Here is an 18,991-nt window from a genome sequence, read left to right as displayed (position 1 = left end):
ACGGAATGGGTGGGGAGAAGTCAGGCCGCCGGGGTCAGCAGGCCGTGGTTCTTCTTCCCCGCCGATACGCGCACCGGTGCGTCGACGGCGATGACCTGCGCTTCGTCGACGACCCGCTCGCCATCGACGCGCGCGCCGCCGCCCTTGATCAGGCGGCGTGCCTCGCCCTTCGACGCGGCGAGGTGCAGCGCGACCAGCGCATCGACGACGTTGATCGCGCCGCTGACGCCGAAGGTCGGGAGCGTGTCGCCCGCTAAGCCTTCTTCGAACGTCCGGCGCGCGGTTTCGGCGGCACCGGCCGCGGCATCGGCACCGCGACACATGGCGGTCGCTTCGTTGGCGAGGATCTTCTTCGCCTCGTTGATCTCGGCACCCTGCAACGCTTCCAGCCGGGCGATCTCGTCAAGGGGCAGGTCGGTGAACAGGCGCAGGAAGCGGCCGACATCGCGGTCGTCGGTGTTGCGCCAGAATTGCCAGTAATCGAAATGCGGCAGCTGGTCCTCGTGCAGCCAGACCGCACCCGACATGGTCTTGCCCATCTTGCCACCGTCGGCCGTGGTGATCAGCGGGGTCGTGACGCCATAGACCTCGGTGCCGTCCATCCGCCGGGCAAGTTCGATGCCGTTGACGATGTTCCCCCACTGATCGCTGCCGCCCATTTGCAGGCGACAGCCATGACGCTGCGACAATTCGCGGAAGTCGTAGGCTTGCAGGATCATGTAGTTGAATTCGAGGAACGACAGCGACTGTTCGCGATCGAGCCGCAACTTCACCGAATCGAACGACAGCATCCGGTTGACCGAGAAATGCTGCCCGACCTCGCGCAGGAACGGGATATATTCGAGCGCGTCGAGCCAGTCGGCATTGTCGACCATCATCGCATCCGACGCGCCGTCGCCGAAGGTCAGGAAGCGTTCGAAGATGCGCTTGATCGACGCGACGTTGGCCGAGATGCCGTCCTCGGCCAACAGCTTGCGCGCTTCGTCCTTGAAGCTGGGATCACCGATCTTGCCGGTGCCGCCGCCCATCAGCACGATCGGCTTGTGCCCGGCCTGCTGCATCCGGCGCAAGAGCATGATCTGCACGAGGCTGCCGACGTGCAGCGACGGCGCGGTCGGATCGAAGCCGATATAGCCCGGCACGACCTGCCGGTTCGCCAGCGCGTCGAGGCCGGCGGCATCGGTCAGCTGATGGATATAGCCCCGTTCGGACAGGGTGCGCAGCAGGTCGGACGTGTATGCGGTCATGCGGTCGTGTAGCGTCGGCACCGCACCAAAGTCCACGGATCTCGACTTCGCGCTTGCCGGGATGGTGGTATGAAGCGTGTATGGGGCGGGATGAACGCCTGGCGGAGAAGTCCATGCTTGCGATCGGTCTGATGTCTGGAACCTCGCTCGACGGGATCGACGCGGCGCTGCTCGAAACCGATGGTGAGAGCGATGTGCGACCGGTGGCGTTCGTCGGGTCGCCGTACAGCGATGAGGACCGCGCTGCCTTGTCCGCTGCGACCGAGCTGGCGCTGCTGTTCAACGATCCGGGCGAGCATCCGTTGATCGAGCGGGCGGAGACGTTGCTGACGCGTACCCACGCCGCCGCCGTCGCCGCGCTGCTGGAGCGGGCGGGGATCGAGGCGCGGGCGGTCGATGTGATCGGTTTCCATGGCCAGACGGTTGCCCATCGTCCCGACAAGGGCTGGACGTGGCAGCTGGGCGACGGCGCGGCGCTGGCGGCGGCGACCGGGATCGATGTCGTCGCCGATCTGCGCGTCGACGATGTGCGGGCTGGCGGACAAGGGGCGCCGTTGCTGCCGGTCTATCATGCCGCGCGGGCGGCGGGGATGGCGCGGCCGGTCGCGGTGCTGAACCTCGGCGGAGTCGGCAACATCACCTATGTCGGCGACGGCGACGACCTGGTCGCGTTCGACACCGGTCCGGCCAATGGTCTGGTCGATAGCTGGGTCGAGGCGGAAAGCGGCGCACGCTTTGACGAAGGCGGTGCGCTGGCCGCGTCGGGACAGGTCGATGCGGCGGTGCTGACCGCCATGCTCGACCATCCGTTCTTCGACTTGGCCGTCCCGAAATCGCTCGACCGGCATGACTTCACGATCCAGCCCGCGCGGGGACTATCGGCGGCGGACGGGGCGGCGACGCTGACCGCGTTCACCGCCGCCTGCGTCGCCGAGGCGATCGACCGGCTGCCGGCACGACCGACGCGGCTGATCGTCGGCGGGGGCGGACGCCATAATCCGGTGATGCTGCGGATGATCGCCGAGCGCGCCGGTGTCGTCGTCGAGCCGAGCGACGCCCATGGCTGGGACGGCGACGCACTGGAGGCCGAGGGGTTCGCGTATCTGGCGGTGCGGTCGCTCAGAGGATTGCCGATCACCTTTCCGGGGACGACGGGGGTTCCCGCGCCGCTGACCGGCGGCACCCTGTACCGGGCAACGCGGGCGGGGCTGGCGTTGCGGGTCGTGACCGCCTAACCGGACGCGATGCTCACCGGCCTGATTTTCGCGACCGAAGAAGCCGAACACCAGCCGGGCGTGCTGGCGGCAACCCTGCCGTTCGGCGGTATGAGCCTGATCGAATATCAGGCACGGCTGTTGATCGCGGCGGGCGCGGCGCAATTGCTGGTCGCGGTCGGGCGGATGACACCCGCGCTGGCGGCGGCGGTCAATCGCATCGGGCGGCGCGGGACGACCGTCGATATTGTGCGATCGGCCGAGGAAGCGAAGGCGAAGGCGCATCCGCTGGCCGTCATCGTCGCGCTGGCCGACGGGCTGGTCACGACCGATGCGGTCGTCGCCAACATGGCGCTCGAACCGGTCGACACGCTGCTGGTCACCCCGACCGGCGATGCGACATCGGTCGAGCGGGTTGATTCGGGGCATTGCTGGGCCGGGGTCGCGACGCTGTCGGTCGATCGGCTGGAGGACGCCGCTCGGCTGCCGCGCGAATATGATTTCCAGTCGACGTTGCTGCGCGTCGCGACCCAGGCGCGCGCGAAGCACGTCCTGCTGCCGGCCAAGGCTGCGCGGTCGGGGCATGGCGTCGAGCGCGATGCCGGCACGCTGGAGGTGCGCAGCAAGGACGTGCTGGCGTCGCTGGCCGAACAGCGCACCGGATGGATCGACCGGTTCGTCTTCACGCCAGTCACGCGGCTGGTCCTGCCGTTGCTGGTCCGGCGCAAGGTGCCCGATGTCGCGGTCGGTATCGCCGGCGGCGTGCTCGGACTTTTCGGATTGGCCGCGATCCCATTTTGGGACGTCGGCGGCGCGGCGGTCCTTCTGTTCATGGCGATGGTGCTGCTGTCGGCGGGTTCGCTGCTCGGCTGGCTGCGCGGCGAGGACGGTCATGCCGCCCTGCAGGAACGTGGGCTGGAAGTGCTTGGAGTAGCGGGAATCCTTGGGATAGGGATGGTCCAGTCGCTGATCGTGTCGGCGGGGACGGCGGCGGTCCTCGCGCTGACGGGGGTCGTCGTGACGATCCTGACACGGCGGATTCCGGCATCGCGACCGCCCTGGGCGGCGACGGCGGCGACGGCTTTGGTACTGGTCGCGCCGTTCGCACTGGCTGGAATCGTGACGGCGGGGCTGGCATTGGTCGCCGTTCATGCAGGCGTCACGCTTGCCAGTGCTATCGAACATTTGCGGCGTCGGGCTTAGGATCGCCTTAACCGCCATTGGTTAATGCGAGTACCATGTCCGACGATCTGCTCGATACCCGCGATGCCGATGCTTCCGCTGCTTATCTGCTCGACCATGTCGCGGCGGCAGAGCGCGCCGGCCATCGCCGATTGCGCGCGGCCGCCGATCATTTTCACCTGCCCGTCGACGCCCGGATCGACGATCGCACGGCGGCGCGGCTCGACGCGACGATGCGCGCGACCGTCGCCAGCGTCGAGGCAGAGATCCGCGACCATGCCGCGAGGCTGCTCATCTCACGCGGGCAGGCGGAGGTGGCGCAGGGGCTGCGGATGGTGCCGTCGACCTTCGGCCGCGTCCGGCGGGCCGGGCTGTTCCGCGATCCGGCACTGTTCGGCGAGTTGTTCGCCCGCGTCCGGCTCGACACGATCGCCCGCGCGCTGCCGACGATGGTGATCGAGGTCGGGGACCGGCCGACGATGATCGCACGGCTGGCACAGGCGAGCGACCGGCTGGTCTCCGCCGCCGCGATCGCGATGCTGGCGGCGCAGGCGCGGCGCGGGTCGGTGATCGATGGCGGCGTCGCGGCAGTCGATCTGGTCCGGCCGCTCCATGCCCGGATCGCATGGTGGGTCGCGGCGGCGCTGCGCGAATCGGTGCCGGCGGGCGAGGCGATCGGTGCGCTCGACGCCGCGCTGGCCGAAGCGGTGCGCCGCGCGATCGACATGCAGGGCGAACTGGTGCCGCTGGAGATCGCGGCGATGCGGCTGGCGCAGGCGATCGATGCACAGGGTGAGGAAGTGCCCGCGCTGTTGACCGAGGCGATCGGCGACGGGCGGCTGGTGCTGTTCGTCGCGTTCATCGCGCGGGCGAGCGGGCTGGCATTCGACCGGGTCCGCGATCTGGTGATCGACACCGACGGCGCGCGGCTGTGGGTCGTGCTGCGGGCGCTGGCCACCGATCGGGCGACGATCGCGCGGATCGGCTTTGCCCTGACCGAGGCCGAGCCGCTGCGCGATATCGAACAATTCGCCGACCGGATCGACAGTATCATGGCGGTAACGCCCGAAGCGGCGCGTGTGGCACTTGCCCCGATGGCACTGGATGCGGAATATCATGCCGCGATGTTGGCGTTGGGATCTGCTGAGTGATCGATATGCGGTTAGGCGCGGCGCCCGCCATCGGGCGGCTGTCGGCGGACGGGCTGTTGCTCGACGCCGAACCGCGGCTGGCCGATCTGAACCGCCGGGCCGGCGGCGGACAGGGACGGGCGGTCGCGGTACCGCAGATCGCCGCGCTGGTGCGGCTGGTCCGGCGGCTGGGCATTCCGCTGACCCGGGCGATCGTCGCTGCCGATGGCGATGACGACGTTACGCTGACGGTGCGCGCCGAACCCGACGAGCTCGGCATCCGGCTGGAGGTCAGCGGCTGGCAGGCGGGCGCGCCGTGGGAAGCGGTCCATGCCCCGCGCCGGGCCGCAGATTTCCTGCGCGCCGATGCCGACTGGATGTGGACGACCGATGCGGCGCTGCACCTGACCCATGTATCGGATCAGGCCGGGGATCGGTTCGGGTTCGATTCGCAGACGGTGCTGGGGCAACCGATCACGCGCCTGTTTTCGCTGAGTGACGATGGCGAGGGCGGGTTTCCGATTCTGGGGGCGCTGGCGTCGCAGGCGCGGTTCGAGGGGCAGGAAGCGGGTATTCGCGGCACCCGGCACCGGGTCCGGCTGTCGGCGGTGCCGCGGATCGACGCGCGCGGTCAGTTCGCCGGGTTCGACGGCGCGGTCCATGCGATCGATCCGCCGCCACCGGCCCCCTTCACGACGCCCGCGGACGAGCCGAACACCGACCTGCCCGACGGGTTCAGCCGGCGGATCGGGCGGGCGCTGCGCCATCCGCTGGGGCGGATCATCGCCAATGCCGACAGCATGTCGGCGCAGGCCGATGGTCCGTTGCGCGACGACTATGTCGCCTATGCCGCCGATATCGCCAGTGCCGGCCGCCACCTGATGGGGTTGGTCGACGATCTGGAGGATCTGTCGGCGATCGAGCGGACCGATTTCGAGGTCGCGGACGAGGCGATCGACCTCGCCGATGTCGCGCGACGGGCGGCGGGATTGCTGGCGGTGCGGGCGGTGCAGGGCAATGTCCGCATCGACCGGCCCTCGTTCGACGATTCGCTGCCCGCGCATGGTGAGTTCCGTCGGGTGTTGCAGGTGATGGTCAACCTGATCGGCAATGCGGTGCGGTATTCGCCGCCGACCGGTACGGTGTGGATCCGGCTGGAGCGCGATGGCGACAATGCCTGCGTAATCGTCGCCGATCAGGGCAAGGGCATCGCCGCCGCCGATCACGAGCGCATCTTCGCCAAGTTCGGCCGGGTCGACCCGACCGAGGCGGGGGGCAGCGGCCTTGGCCTGTATATCGCGCGGCGGCTGGCACGGGCGATGGGCGGCGACATCCTGGTCGACAGTGCGCCGGGACAGGGTGCGCGGTTCGTGCTGGTGCTGCCGGGGCGGTTCGACGCGCCGGCGGCGTAAGAATGCGTTTGGAAACTCGTGAAAGGGCGAGTTGCATAGCGGTGCCGGCCCGCTCCCCCACCCGACCACCCATCGAGTGTACCCTGTGGGTGGTCGGGTGGGGGAGCGGGCCGGCACCGCAATACGCGCAACCGCGCGTTTCCAAACAGCCGCCACTTTCGCGGTCGCTTCGCCCGCGTTCGATGCTATCACCCGCGCCATGGGACGCAGGTCGGATCACAGCCGCGCGGAGATCGAACGCATGCTGCTGGTCGAGGGGCACCGGCATCTGGCCGAGGTCGGGTTCGCACGGTTTTCGGCGCGTGAGGTCGCCAAACGGATCGGCTATTCGATCGGTACGCTCTACAACGTCTTCGGCAGTTACGACCGGTTCGTCGTCGCGCTGAACACGCGGACCTTCGGCATCTGGGCCAGGGATCTGGAGGCGATGCTGGCGGCGAGCGGCGGCGACCGCATCCGCTGTCTGGTCGAAAGCTATTTCGCGTTCGCGCGCACGAACCGCAATCTGTGGCTGGCGATCTACGACCATCATCTGCCCGACGATTTCGTATTGCCGGACGAGGATCACCGGCAGCGCGGCGAACTTACCCGGATCGTCATACGGGAGATCGCGGCGGTGCTGCCGGCGGAAACGGCACCGGAAGTGCCGCACCTCGCCCGCTCGCTGGTGGCGACGGTCCACGGCCATTGCATGTTCGACCTGACCGGCAGTTTCGCGCTGATGGGCGAGGCGCAGCCGGTCGAGATGGCGCTGGCCCGCGTGCGCGAGACGCTGGCCATCGCGTCAGGCGAAGGCCGCCTCGGTTAGCGCACGGAACCGTGCGAAGGCGGCACGGGCGGCATCGATCATCCGCGCCTCCTCCGCATCGGTCATCGCCGCATCGTCGATCACGGCGGTGAAGCGTCGCCAGTGCGCGGCGCGACCATCGGGATGGCCGGCAAGATGGCGCGCGCCATGGTCGGAGTCGAAGCCTATACGCTGCGCCGCCTTGATCAGGAACGCCGCGCCCAGCGACGATCCTTCGGCGACGTAGAGCCAGCCGAGCGCGGCGGGCAGGTCGGCCGGCACCGGATCGGCATCGGGCAGCGCGGGTGGCGGGAGTGCGACGTCGCGCAGATCGGCGGCGATCGCGGCGGAGCGATCATGCTCGGCCAGATCGGGGATCAGCGCCCGCAGCGCCGGTTCGGTGTGGAGCGGGGCGAGCGCGTCATGAAACGCCTGCTGCACCCGCAGGAACCGGATATAGCGTTCGGGCGCGGCGAAGGGATCGAGCGCCATGATCCGCGCATCGAGCCGGTCGTGCAGGTCGGTGGTCGCAGCCTTCAGACGCTGCGATCGGGTGGGGGGCACGGGGGTGGACACGCGGGCGCTCTAGCGGTTTCCCCGCGCCGGGGATAGCGACCCGCTTCGGTACGAAGCGGGCCGTGTCCGGTCGGACGGTCCCTTAGAACAGCCCGTCGTCGTCCTCGTCTTCCTCGATGACCGCGCTTGCGACGGCGAAGCCGGGGGGGACGTTGGCGGCGTGGATGTCGCGTTCCTGCGCCATGGTGTAGAGCGTGGCGATCTGCGGCAGCAGCGTGCCGAGCGTGGCCAGCGTGTCGTCGGACAGGTCGGGAGACAGCGTGCTGGCCGACAGCACGATCGCCGCCTGTCGCATCGTAGCGCCAAGCGCCAGTTCGGCACCGATTTCGTCGCCGGTGATGGTCAACAGCTCGATCAACTGCCGGGCATCGTCGCCGCCTTCGCGGACCGCCATGTCGGTGCGCTGGCACCCCTCGCGAATGACGGTCAGCGCCTGGGCCAGCTTGGCGCCCATGTCGCCCCCGATGCTATTGTCGCGCTTGGTGGCGAGCGCGGCGTTGACCTCGGCCAGTTCGTGGATCGGCTGGCCGATGCCGCGCATCGCGTTGCCGAGCGAATGGGCATAGATGTCCACCTCCCCCGCGACGACCGACACCGCCTTGCCCAGATCACCATGGCGGCGGCACAGCAGGCGGGTGTTGGTGGCGATGTCCTGTACGTTGAACTGGACGCGCTGAAGATGTTCGAGGCGACCGGTCAGTTCGTCGACCGTTTCGGTGATGAGGCCCAGCATCGATGCCGAACGCTGGTCGGCCTCCTGCAACTGTCCGGTGAGGATCGCGATCTCGCCGACCGCCTGGTCGATCTGCATCAGGAACGGGCGGCCGTTGCTGCCGCCATCGTCCTCGATCAGGGTCAGCAGCCCGTGGGTGTCGGGCTGCAATGCCTTGAGCGACGCGACCAGCAGCGATGCGTCGCGGTCGAAATCGACCGAACTCGCCTCCAGCAGCGCGGCGAGCAGATGGTGGACGACGCCGGTGACTTCCTCCTGCACCGGTTCGGCAAGCGTCAGCCCGTCGAGCAGTTGCAGCGCCGAGACGACATGTTCCACCCGCTGGCGGGTGCTGTCGCCGACCTGCAACGCGCCCAGCATGGTCGCAACGCGGCCCTGCACGGTGCGGGCGATCGACGCCACTTCGCGCGCCATGGCGGCGACATTGCCCAGATGGCCGTGCAGTGCGTCGGCGTCGTGGGTCAACCGCTTGGGCACGGCCGGCAGGATCTTCTTCGCCTCGGTCGCGAGCAGGCGGCCGGCCTGCTGCACGCTGCCGACGCTGCCCGACAATTCCTTGAGCTTGGCGAGGAAGCCTTCGAGGTGTTCCTCGCCCGCCGCCAGCCGCTGGCCCATGTCGTTGACGAAGCCGACGAACGCGGGCTCGCCCGAGGCGGCGATCTTGATGTTCATGCCATAGATGTGCAGCACGCGCAGCGCCTGCCGCATGTCCATCACATGGTCGCGCAGCACGCGCGAGGCGGTGCCGATGCGCGCCATGTCCGCTTCGCGTTCGGCCTGTACCGCCGGCAGCGCGTCGAGCCGTGCGGCGACGTCCTTCAGGCTGGTGACGGCGATACCCGCGACGCTTTCGTCGAGCGCCCCGGTTACCCCCTCGATCGAGGTGATGATGCGATCGATCGTGTCGATCGCGGTCGCGAGCGTCGTGCCGGCGCGAACGAAGCGCGCGTCCATGCTCGCCGCCATCAGGGCGAGCATCCGCTTCAGATCGGCTGCCTCGATCGTCATCGCCTGAGCCGTGTCGATCCGTAAATGCTGCATCACGTGGGTCCTAGGCGAGAGGGCGGCTGGGGGCGGTGGCAGCGATCATCGCGCCGTGGCCATCAGCAATTCGCGGGCAATATTATGAAGCGGTACGACCCGATCGGCGGCACCGCGCGCGATCGCTTCCTTGGGCATGCCGAACACGATCGAGGTCGCTTCGTCCTGTGCGAAAGTGCGGGCACCGGCCTGCTTCATTTCGAGCAGGCCGCGCGCGCCGTCGTCGCCCATGCCGGTCATGATGATCCCGACCGCGTTCGACCCGGCGTTGCGCGCGGCCGACCGGAACAGCACGTCGACCGACGGGCGATGGCGCGAGACCAGCGGCCCTTCGCGGACCGCCACGACATAGCGTGCGCCCTGCCGTTCGAGCAGGGTATGGCGCAGGCCGCCGGGCGCGATCAGCACATGGCCGCGCATCACCGTATCGCCGTCCTCGGCCTCCTTCACATCGACCTGGCACAGGCCGTTCAGCCGTTTCGCAAAGGCGCGGGTGAAGCTTTCGGGCATATGCTGGACGATGACGATACCGGGCGAGTTGGCGGGCAGCGCCTCCAGCACCTCGCGCAGCGCCTCGGTCCCGCCGGTCGACGCGCCGATGCACACCACCATTTCGGTCGTACGGCTCATCGCGCGGCCGGTGGGCGGCGGCAGGACGGCATCGGCGGTCAGCTTTTCGGGGGGCGAGCTGATGCGGCCCGATGCGCTGCGTGACCGCAGCCGGGCGCGGGCGGCACCCTTCACCGTGTCGCGGATGCGCATCTTGGAATCGTTCAGATGGTCGGCGACGCCCAGGCGCGGTTTCAGGATCACGTCGACCGCACCTGCTTCCAGCGCGTGCAGCAGCGTTTCCGACCCTTCCTCGACCAGCGACGAACACATCACCACCGGGATCGGCTTCTGGCTCATCAGCTTGCGCAGGAACGTCACGCCGTCCATGCGCGGCATTTCGACGTCGAGGGTGATGACGTCGGGTATCTCTTCCTGGATATACCGTGCGGCGGCAAAGGGATCGGCGGCAGCGGCGATCACCTCGATCTCGGGGTCTTCGTTCAGAATGGCGGTCATCGCCTGGCGCACGCTGGCGCTGTCGTCGATCACAAGGACGCGGATCTTGGCCATGCTCAGTCCTTCATGAAAACGGTGTAGGAAACGGTCGAGACCGGCAGGTCCATGCCGGCGATCGATTCCGAATGGCCAAGGAACAGGTAGCCGCCGGGACGCAGGCAGTCGCACAGCCGACGCACCACCTTTTCCTGCGTCTCCTTGTCGAAATAGATCAGCACGTTGCGACAGAAGATGATGTCCATCGGCGCACCGACCGGGTAGCTGGCATCCATCAGGTTCAGCCGGGCGAAACCGATCGCGGAGCGCAGCGCAGGGACGATCCGTGCCTGGTTCGAGCGACGGTCGCGCGACGTGGCGACATAGCGTTGCCGCAGGGCCGCCGGCACCGGTTCGATGAGCTCCGCCGGATAGATGCCGCGCCGCGCGGTTTCGAGCACGGCCGTATCGATGTCGGTGGCGAGGATGCCGTAATCCACCCCGCTCTTCTGCGCGAACTGGTCCAGCACCATTGCCATCGTGTACGGTTCGGCCCCGGTCGAACAGGCGGCGCTCCACGCCCGGATGCGGCGCTGGCCAGTATCGGCCAGCGCCGGCAGCGCGGTTTGCGCCATAAAGTCGAAATGCCCCGGTTCGCGGAAGAAGTCGGTCTTGTTCGTCGTCACCGCGTTGATGAGGTGGGTCATCTCGTCGGGGTGCGCGCTGCCGTCGAACAAATGATCGCAATAGGCATCCAGCGTGTCGATAGCGACCTCGCGCATCCGCCGTTGCAACCGGCCCTGCAACATGGTCGCCTTGCTAGGGGGCATCTTGATCCCCGTCTTATCGAAGATCAGCGCCGACAGCCGCGCGAATTTAAGCGGGCTCAGTCGATCCTGATCGGGAGACAGGGCGGGCAGTGCGGACATCGGGCAGGTTCCAATCGATCGACGTGGCGGCGACGGTCACGTCGTCAGCTCCGGGGGCGGGCAAGGCGCAGGGCGGCGGTTATGCGGCCCGGCTGAAATCGGCGTCTTCGGCATCGCTGCCGCCCTGCGACAGATCGAGTGCGAAGCCACGAACGCGGGACTGCTGCTCGGCGATGTTGCCGGCACGCGCCTTGACCGGTGCCTTGGGCGCCTTCGCCTTGCCCTTGGCCGGTGCGCGGCGTGCGGGCGCGCTCGCCACGGTCGCCGGTGCCTTCGCCGGGCCATCGGCCCGTTGGAAGAAGGCGATGCTGGTCTGCAGTTCCTCCGCCTCGCCCGCCAGTTCGTCGGCGGTCGACGAAATCTGGTCGGATGCCGATGCGTTCTGCTGCGTCACCTGATCGAGCTGTTGCAGCGCCTGGTTGATCTGCGACGCGCCGATGTCCTGTTCGCGGCACGCCGCGCTGATCTCGGACACCAGTTCGGCGGTGCGACGGATGTCGGGGACCAGCTTGGTCAGCATCTCGCCCGCCTGGCCGGCGGCCTTGACCGTGTCGGACGAGACGGCGTTGATCTCGGCGGCGGCACTCTGGCTGCGTTCGGCGAGCTTGCGGACTTCGGAGGCGACGACCGCGAACCCGCGACCATGTTCGCCGGCCCGTGCCGCCTCGACCGCGGCGTTCAGCGCCAGCAGGTCGGTCTGCCGAGCGATTTCCTGCACGATGCCGATCTTTTCGGCGATGGTGCGCATCGCGGAGACGGCGCGGTCGACGGCAAGGCCGCTGGCCTCGGCATCCTTCGACGACTGGCGCGCGATCTTCTCGGTCTGGGCGGCATTGTCGGCATTCTGTTTGATGTTCGCGGCCATCTCTTCCATCGCCGCCGATGCTTCCTCGGCCGCCGCCGCCTGTTCGGTCGCGCCCTGGCTCACCTGCTCCGACGATGCCGAAAGCTGCTGGCTGCCCGCCGCGACCTGATCGGAGGCGGATGCCACCTCGTTCGCGAATTTCGACAGATTGTCGACCAGACGGTTGATGGCGTCCTTCATCCGCTGATGATCGCCCTCGCACGCGATCTCGACCCGGCCGGTCAGGTCGCCGGTGCTGACCCGGTCCAGCACGCGATTGCCCTCGGCGATCGGCAGGATGATCGCGTCGAGCATCCCGTTGATGCCGGCGATGATGGCGGCATAGTCCCCGGCAAACCGCGCGGCGTCGCCGCGTTCGTTCAGCCGGCCGGCGGTTGCCGCACCGATCAGGCGACGGATTTCACCGGAAATTTCCTTGAAATTGCTGCGCAGCGTTTCGATGGTTTCGTTGATGAAGGCTTTCTTGCCGGGGAAGGGTTCGAGCGTCGCTTCGAAATCGCCCTCGCCGAATGCCTTGAGGCAGGCCATCGCCTTTTTCTTCACCGCGATATGGCCGGCGACCATGGTATTGATGCCGATCGCCATCGTGCGGAAGTCGCCGGGGAATTTTTCGGCAGCGACCTGCACGTCGATGTCGCCGCGATCATGTTCGGCCGACATGTGGTTCATTTCGGTGATCAGCATGCGCAGATTGCCACGCAACGTTTCGATCGTGTCGTGGATGAACGCCTTCTTGCCTGGCAGGCGATCGAACGGCGCATCGAAATGGCCGTTCGCCAGCTCCCGAACGCAGCCCAGCGCCGCCTTCTTCGTATCGATATGCGCACCGACCAGCCGGTTCACCTGGCTCGCGATGTGGCCGACATCGCCGGGAAAGGCATCGGTCATCAGCATCACGTCGATGTCGCCGCGATCATGCTCCGCCAGAACATGCGTCACCGCCGCATCGAGCCGGGAAACGGGGGCGAGCGCGGCGTCGAGCAACGCGTTGACCGCCGCCAGCATGTCGCGCGCCTCGTCCGTCGCCGCATCCTCGCGCAGCCGTTGCGACAGGTCGCCGGCGGCGATGGAACGGGTCAGGGCGTGGATCTCGGCAATCGCCGTGGCGGGCCGGGCGGAACGCTTGAACTGCGCGAACATCGACATGATGGGCATCCTCTGATCTGTTTTCGGGTTTATGGGTAGATCGCCGGCCGTGTCGCATCCCGCCTTCGGATGCGACACGGTGCCGGGGTCAGGCTGCGGCGGCGAGGGTCGCGATCGCAGGGTCGTCGTTGGAAAAAATTTCCGCCGTGTCGACGATGACGACGAAGCCATCGGCTTCGCGAACCACCCCTTGGATATAGTCGGACCGCCAGCGCATCCCGACATCGGGTGCGGATTCCAGTCGGTCGCGTTCGAAGGTCGCGACCGCGATCACCCGGTCGACCACCAGACCGAGCGCCAGCGTCCGGTCGGGCAGAGCGACGTCGACGATCAACACGCGGGTGGCCAGCGTCGGTTCGACCGGCGACAGGCCGAGCCGGGTGCGCAGGTCGACCATCGGCACCCCCTGACCCCGCACATCGGTCAGGCCCAGCATCCAAGCCGGTCCGCCGGGTACGCGAAAGGCGGGCGTATAGTCGAGAATTTCGCGGACCATGGTCACGGAGACCGCGAACACCTCTTCCCCCAGGCCGAAGGTAACGACCTGCACCGGTGCCGCGCCGGTCATGCCGCGCGTCCGAAGGCGGCGTCGTCCCCGTCCGGCCCGCCCTGCATCAGGTCGAGCGCGAAGCCACGGGCGCGGGCCTGCTGGTCGGCGACCGAGTTCGCCTTGGCCTTTGCCTTGGCTTTCGGTGCGGGTGCCGTCTTGGCCTTTGCGGATTTGGCCGGGGCGGGGCGTTTCGTCGCCGCGACCGAACCATCGTCGATCCGGAAGAAGGCGATGCTCGACTGCAGTTCCTCCGCCTGTCCGGCGAGTTCCTCGGAGGTCGAGGTGATCTGTTCGGAGGCCGATGCGTTCTGCTGCGTCACCTGATCGAGCTGTTGCAGCGCCTGGTTGATCTGCGACGCACCGATATCCTGTTCGCGGCACGCCGCGCTGATTTCCGACACCAGTTCGGCGGTCCGGCGGATGTCGGGGACCAGCCTGGTCAGCATCTCGCCGGCCTGCGCCGCTGCCTGCACCGTGTCGCCCGATACCGCGCTGATCTCGGCCGCCGCGGTCTGGCTGCGTTCGGCCAGCTTGCGGACTTCCGAAGCGACGACCGCGAAGCCGCGACCATGCTCGCCGGCCCGGGCTGCTTCGACCGCCGCGTTCAGCGCCAGCAGGTCGGTCTGGCGGGCGATTTCCTGCACGATGCCGATCTTCTGGGCGATGGTCCGCATCGCGCCGACGGCGCGTTCGACCGCGACACCGCTGGCCTCGGCGTCCTTCGACGACTGGCGCGCGATCTTTTCGGTCTGGGCGGCATTGTCGGCATTCTGTTTGATGTTGGCCGCCATCTGCTCCATCGACGCCGATGCTTCCTCGGCCGCCGCCGCCTGTTCGGTCGCGCCCTGGCTCACCTGTTCCGACGATGCCGAAAGCTGCTGGCTGCCCGCCGCGACATTGTCGGCGGCACCGCTCGCATCGCCGACCACGCCGCGCAGCCGCTCGACCATCGACACCATCGCATGGCCCAGCTGGTCCTCCGCTCGCATCGCCGACCACGCCGCGCAGCCGCTCGACCATCGACACCATCGCATGGCCCAGCTGGTCCTTGTCGGACAGCGGCGTGTGATCGACGGTCAGGTCGCCCTTGGCGATCGTGTCGGCCAGCGTCGCCGACTTGCGCAGGGCAACCGTCATGCGATTGACGGTATCGACCAGATCCTTGATCTCGTCGTTGCTGGTAACGGTCACTTCATTGTCGAGGTCGCCGGTAGCAACCGCGTCCAGCGCGACACTGACCCGCTTCAGACCACGCGACACGATCATGCTGATCCACAGCGCGCCACCGATGGCGATCAGGACGGCAATCACCGCCGCGGTCAGCAGCATCGTGCGCGCGCCGCTGTAGGCCGCTTCGGTCTCAGCCCGCGATTCGGCCATCTTCTCAGTGCTGCGCTGAATGAGAACGTCCAGCGACGCCGACATCTTCTTCATCAGTTCGCGCGACGTCGTCAGCGTTATACGGGCCGCGTCGGCATCGTTGTTGGCCAGTGCGAGCGTCCGGATTTGAGCATTGAAGCCCTTAAATTCCTGCCAATTCGCGTCGACCTTTGCCCAGTCCGGCTTGGATCGTTCGGCAGTATTCTGGATCGCGACCGCAATCATCTGATCGAGCTGGGCGACCTTCGCGAGCGATTCCTGATCCAGCTGACGGACGAGTGTCATGTCGTCGCTCAGCACCATGTTCTTTTCGAGGCGCAGCAGTTCGTTGAGCGTAACCTTGATCGTCAGGTTGCGGTTCTGGCGCGATACCGGACCTTCGATGAGTTCGACGAAGCTCTGGTTCATCGTCGCCATCTTGGTAATGCCGATGGTAACCACCGCCAGCAGCAAGGCGATCATCACCCCGAAGGTGACGCCGAGCTTCATTTTTAACGTTGCACGCATAATTCTATCCCCCCCGGGATCAGTGAATGGAGGAAGCGACGGCGTTGTCGCGGGTGATCGACTGGAAAATCGCTGCGAGGTCGGGCAGCACGACGATATCGTCGTCGCCATGCCGGACCAGCGCCCGGACATGTTCGCGCCGCCAGCGCAGGCCGACGACCGGCGCAGTCTCGCTGCTGGTTGCCGCGAAGGTCGCGACCTCGTGCACCTTATCGGTGCGCAGGCCGATGATCGTCGGTACGCCGTCGAGTTCGATCTCGATGACGACGATCCGGCTGTCCTTGGTCGAGGCCGATACTTCCATGCCGAATGCGGGATGCAGGTCGGCCAGCGGGATAATCCGCCCGCGGAAGTTGATGACGTTGCCGACCAGCTTCGGCGCACCCGGCACCCGCGTTTCGGGCATCATGTCGAGGATTTCGCGGACCAGCACCGCTTCGAGGGCGAAGCTCTGCCCGCCGAGGTCGAAGACCAGCACTTCGAGCTGATCGTCGCTGTTCCATGGGACCAGGCCGCCGGCCTGATGGTTCTCAACCGGCTGCACGCAGCGTCTCCTCACGAGGCTGGCCGAGCGCGATGAGCTGGGCGATGTCGAGGATCAGCGCGACCTCGCCATCGCCGAGGATCGTCGCGCCGGCAAAGGTGGCGGCGTCGCGGTGGAGCGCCGACATCGGTTTGATGACCGTCTGATGGTTGCCGATGATCTGGTCGACGACGAGGCCGACCCGGCCCTGCGGCGTCGATACGACCACGATCTTCTGAAACGGATCGGGGCGGGTGTCGGTGGCGAACATCTCGCGCAGGCGCAGGAACGGGACCAGCTTTTCGCGCAGGGTGATGAGGCTGCGACCACGATGGCGCAGGTCGTCCTCCAGCGACAGTTCGATACATTCCTCGACCGCGGTCAGCGGAATGACGTAGCGACCGGTGCCGACGCGCACGAGCAGCCCGTCGATGATCGCCAGCGTCAGCGGAATGCGCAGCGCGATCAGCGATCCCTCGCCCTCGGTCGACTGCACGTCGATCGACCCGCGTAAGCCTTCGATCGTCCGCTTCACCACGTCCATGCCGACGCCGCGACCCGACAGGCTGGTAACGGTCGCGGCGGTCGAGAAACCGGGCGCGAAGATCATCTGGAGCAGGTCGTGGTCGCTCAGCGCCTGATCGGGCTGGATCAGGCCATTCGCCTCCGCCTTGGCACGGACGCGGGCACGGTTGATGCCGCGGCCGTCGTCGCGGATGGTGATGACGACCTCGCCCCCCGCCTGATGCGCGGCGAGCTTGACCGAACCGGCGGCGGGCTTCCCGGCGGCGATCCGGTCGTCGGGCGTTTCGAGGCCGTGGTCGCAGCTGTTGCGGACCAGATGGACCATCGGGTCGAACAGGCGTTCGATCACGGTCTTGTCGACCTCGGTCGCTTCGCCGGCGGTGTCGAATTCGATCGTCTTGCCGGTGTCGCGCGCCAGATCGTGGATCAGGCGGCGGAAGCGCGAGAACAGCGATCCGACCGGTACCATGCGCATCACCATCATCGTGTCGCGCAATTCGCCGGCAAGCCGTTCGATTTCTTCGGAAACCGAGCGCAGCACCAGATCCTGACCCCGGTTGGCGCATTGCGACAGGCGGCTCTGGGCGATGACCAGTTCGCCGACCCGGTCCATCAGCGCATCGAGACGCCCGGCGGGGACGCGCACACTTTCCTCCGCCTTTGCGGTCGATCGGGCGGCGGGGCTGTCGGCGGTCGGTGCGGTGGCGACCATGGAGGCGATAGCGACGATCTCCTCGGCGACCGGCGCTTCGTCGATTGCGGCCGCTTCGGCCGGCGCGTCGTCGGCGTCGTCTACGGCGAGCGGCTCGATCGACAATTCCATGTCGTCCATCACGAAGATGAAGACATCCTCGATATCGTCGCGCTTGACGTCGCCGACCAGCGTGACGTTCCAGCCGACATGGCACTCGGTCGGAACCAGCGTCGACAGCGGCGGGACCTTGTCGGTCATGGCGACGATGGTGCAGTCGCCCAGTTCGCGCAGTTCGTCGAGCAGCATCAGGGGATTGGTGCCGTTGGCCATCGCATCGACCGGCAGGCGGAACGCGATCTGCCATCCGGTTCTGGCGGGTGTCTTTGCGGGGGCGGGGGCGGTGCCCGACGCTTCGTCGATCGCCTGTTGCAGGCGGGCGAGGATCGCGTCGCCCTCGGCAGCGGGCGCATCGCCTTCGACCAGCGCGCGCATATGGTCCTGCGCCGACAGGATGACCGAGACGAGTCCGGCGGTGGCGGGGACCTGTCCCTTGCGGACGCGGTCGAACGCGGTTTCGCAGTGGTGGGTGAAGCCGGCGAGCGCGTCGAAGCCGAACATCGCGCCCGAGCCCTTCAGCGTGTGCAGCCCGCGAAACACGGCGTTGACGAGGTCCATGTCGTCCAGCCGGTGGCCGAGGTCGAGCAACCCCTGTTCCACCTGGTCGAGCACCTCGCCGGCCTCCACGCGGAAGGCGGCGATCGGATCGTCGGCCATCACCGGCCCAGCACCTTGCGGGCAATCTTGACCAGCTGATCGGGGACGAACGGCTTGACCAACCAGCCGGTGGCACCGGCGGCCTTGGCCTGGTTCTTCATCTCCGGATCGGATTCGGTGGTCAGGAAGATGATCGGCACCCCGGCCTGTGCCGGCTGCTTGCGCAGTTCGCGGATCATCGACAGCCCGTCCATGTTCGGCATGTTCAGATCGGTGACGATCATGTCGAACTTGGTCGCGGTCGCCTTGGCCAGGCCTTCCACACCGTCGCCGGCCTCGGTGACGGTGTAGCCGGCGCCGGACAGGGCGATGCGGATCGCCATGCGCAGGCTGGCGGAATCATCGACGGCGAGGATCGAGGCGGTCATTGCAGGGATACTCCGTGAAACCAGAAATCATGGTCGGCAGCCGGCATCGGTGCGTCGGCGAAGCCGGCACGGCGCAGCAGGGCGGTGAGCGTGTCGTTGGCGGGCGCGGCAAGGCGGACGGTGCCGCCATGCAGCCGGGCCTCCGCACGCAGGCTTTCGATCAGCTGCAGGACGCTGAGGTCCGGGGCAGCCAGATCGGCAACATCGAGGACGATGTCCCCATCCGGCGGAAGAACGCGCAGTTCATCGGCGACGGCACCGATATTGGCCATCGACAAGTTGGCGGGTACGCAAAAAGCAGAAGTCATTCGATCTTGCCCCCAGTAGAGCTGCCGATTCATCTGGCAGACGGGGATTAAGATCG

Annotated in this window: 16 protein-coding genes and 1 pseudogene; 5 read left to right on the top strand and 12 right to left on the bottom strand. The window is 67.4% G+C overall.

Annotated features, from left to right (window positions below; translation table 11 throughout):
* Positions 1-20 precede the first annotated feature (20 nt).
* Entirely contained in the window at positions 21-1,247 is a 1,227-nt protein-coding gene (gene tyrS / locus ASE90_RS02670) for a tyrosine--tRNA ligase (RefSeq protein WP_055997157.1), read from the bottom strand.
* A 113-nt stretch (positions 1,248-1,360) separates the two neighbouring features.
* On the opposite strand from tyrS, the gene ASE90_RS02665 reads away from it, so the two are divergent.
* The 5 genes from ASE90_RS02665 (at position 1,361) to ASE90_RS02645 (ending at position 6,993) form a co-directional block, all read left to right on the top strand.
* Positions 1,361-2,482: an anhydro-N-acetylmuramic acid kinase gene (locus tag ASE90_RS02665; RefSeq protein WP_082449507.1), complete on the top strand. Its 1,122-nt coding sequence runs from the start codon at positions 1,361-1,363 to the stop codon at positions 2,480-2,482.
* A gap of 9 nt (positions 2,483-2,491) precedes the next feature.
* Complete coding sequence (locus tag ASE90_RS02660; protein WP_055995548.1) at positions 2,492-3,664, top strand: hypothetical protein; 1,173 nt, start codon at positions 2,492-2,494, stop codon at positions 3,662-3,664.
* 35 nt (positions 3,665-3,699) lie between these two features.
* Positions 3,700-4,794 (top strand): DUF2336 domain-containing protein, encoded by a 1,095-nt coding sequence (locus tag ASE90_RS02655; protein WP_055995545.1) that lies wholly within the window; start codon positions 3,700-3,702, stop codon positions 4,792-4,794.
* Between the two features lie 5 nt (positions 4,795-4,799).
* Positions 4,800-6,185 (top strand): sensor histidine kinase, encoded by a 1,386-nt coding sequence (locus ASE90_RS02650; protein WP_055997151.1) that lies wholly within the window; start codon positions 4,800-4,802, stop codon positions 6,183-6,185.
* A gap of 199 nt (positions 6,186-6,384) precedes the next feature.
* The gene (locus ASE90_RS02645; RefSeq protein WP_055995542.1) at positions 6,385-6,993 is read left to right on the top strand and encodes a TetR/AcrR family transcriptional regulator; all 609 of its coding nucleotides are present in this window, start codon (positions 6,385-6,387) and stop codon (positions 6,991-6,993) included.
* Here the strand turns inward: ASE90_RS02645 and ASE90_RS02640 are convergent.
* The 11 genes and pseudogenes from ASE90_RS02640 to ASE90_RS02590 all read right to left on the bottom strand — a co-directional run bounded on the left by ASE90_RS02640 (position 6,970) and on the right by ASE90_RS02590 (position 18,968).
* On the bottom strand, positions 6,970-7,548 hold the full coding sequence (locus ASE90_RS02640; RefSeq protein ID WP_055995539.1) for a biliverdin-producing heme oxygenase: 579 nt from the start codon (positions 7,546-7,548) through the stop codon (positions 6,970-6,972). The two genes, ASE90_RS02645 and ASE90_RS02640, sit on opposite strands and share 24 nt — an antisense overlap.
* A gap of 82 nt (positions 7,549-7,630) precedes the next feature.
* Positions 7,631-9,322, bottom strand: a complete 1,692-nt coding sequence (locus ASE90_RS02635) for a hypothetical protein (protein WP_055995536.1) — start codon at positions 9,320-9,322, stop codon at positions 7,631-7,633.
* Positions 9,323-9,367: 45 nt separating this feature from the next.
* Positions 9,368-10,444 carry a protein-glutamate methylesterase/protein-glutamine glutaminase gene (locus ASE90_RS02630; RefSeq protein ID WP_055995533.1) on the bottom strand — a complete coding sequence of 359 codons (1,077 nt, stop codon included), beginning with the start codon at positions 10,442-10,444 and terminating at the stop codon, positions 9,368-9,370.
* A 2-nt stretch (positions 10,445-10,446) separates the two neighbouring features.
* On the bottom strand, positions 10,447-11,295 hold the full coding sequence (locus tag ASE90_RS02625; RefSeq protein ID WP_055995530.1) for a CheR family methyltransferase: 849 nt from the start codon (positions 11,293-11,295) through the stop codon (positions 10,447-10,449).
* Positions 11,296-11,374: 79 nt separating this feature from the next.
* Positions 11,375-13,306, bottom strand: coding sequence for a methyl-accepting chemotaxis protein (locus ASE90_RS02620; protein WP_235531629.1), 1,932 nt, complete (start codon positions 13,304-13,306; stop codon positions 11,375-11,377).
* 88 nt (positions 13,307-13,394) lie between these two features.
* A complete protein-coding gene (locus tag ASE90_RS02615) occupies positions 13,395-13,874 on the bottom strand; it encodes a chemotaxis protein CheW (RefSeq protein WP_055995527.1) in 480 nt (159 codons plus the stop codon).
* A pseudogene (locus tag ASE90_RS02610) lies at positions 13,871-15,725 on the bottom strand (methyl-accepting chemotaxis protein). Before ASE90_RS02610 ends, ASE90_RS02615 begins: the two are co-directional and overlap by 4 nt.
* A 37-nt stretch (positions 15,726-15,762) precedes the next feature.
* A complete protein-coding gene (locus tag ASE90_RS02605) occupies positions 15,763-16,287 on the bottom strand; it encodes a chemotaxis protein CheW (RefSeq protein WP_055995524.1) in 525 nt (174 codons plus the stop codon).
* Positions 16,274-18,262, bottom strand: coding sequence for a chemotaxis protein CheA (locus tag ASE90_RS02600; RefSeq protein ID WP_055995521.1), 1,989 nt, complete (start codon positions 18,260-18,262; stop codon positions 16,274-16,276). Before ASE90_RS02600 ends, ASE90_RS02605 begins: the two co-directional genes overlap by 14 nt.
* Positions 18,259-18,627: a response regulator gene (locus ASE90_RS02595; RefSeq protein WP_055995518.1), complete on the bottom strand. Its 369-nt coding sequence runs from the start codon at positions 18,625-18,627 to the stop codon at positions 18,259-18,261. The genes ASE90_RS02600 and ASE90_RS02595 overlap by 4 nt, the downstream gene beginning before the upstream one ends.
* The gene (locus tag ASE90_RS02590; RefSeq protein ID WP_235531628.1) at positions 18,624-18,968 is read right to left on the bottom strand and encodes an STAS domain-containing protein; all 345 of its coding nucleotides are present in this window, start codon (positions 18,966-18,968) and stop codon (positions 18,624-18,626) included. Before ASE90_RS02590 ends, ASE90_RS02595 begins: the two co-directional genes overlap by 4 nt.
* Between the last annotated feature and the right edge of the window lie 23 nt (positions 18,969-18,991).

It is taken from the genome of Sphingomonas sp. Leaf67 (assembly GCF_001421965.1).
Classification (GTDB): domain Bacteria; phylum Pseudomonadota; class Alphaproteobacteria; order Sphingomonadales; family Sphingomonadaceae; genus Sphingomonas.
This window is presented reverse-complemented; position numbering and strand designations above follow the sequence as displayed.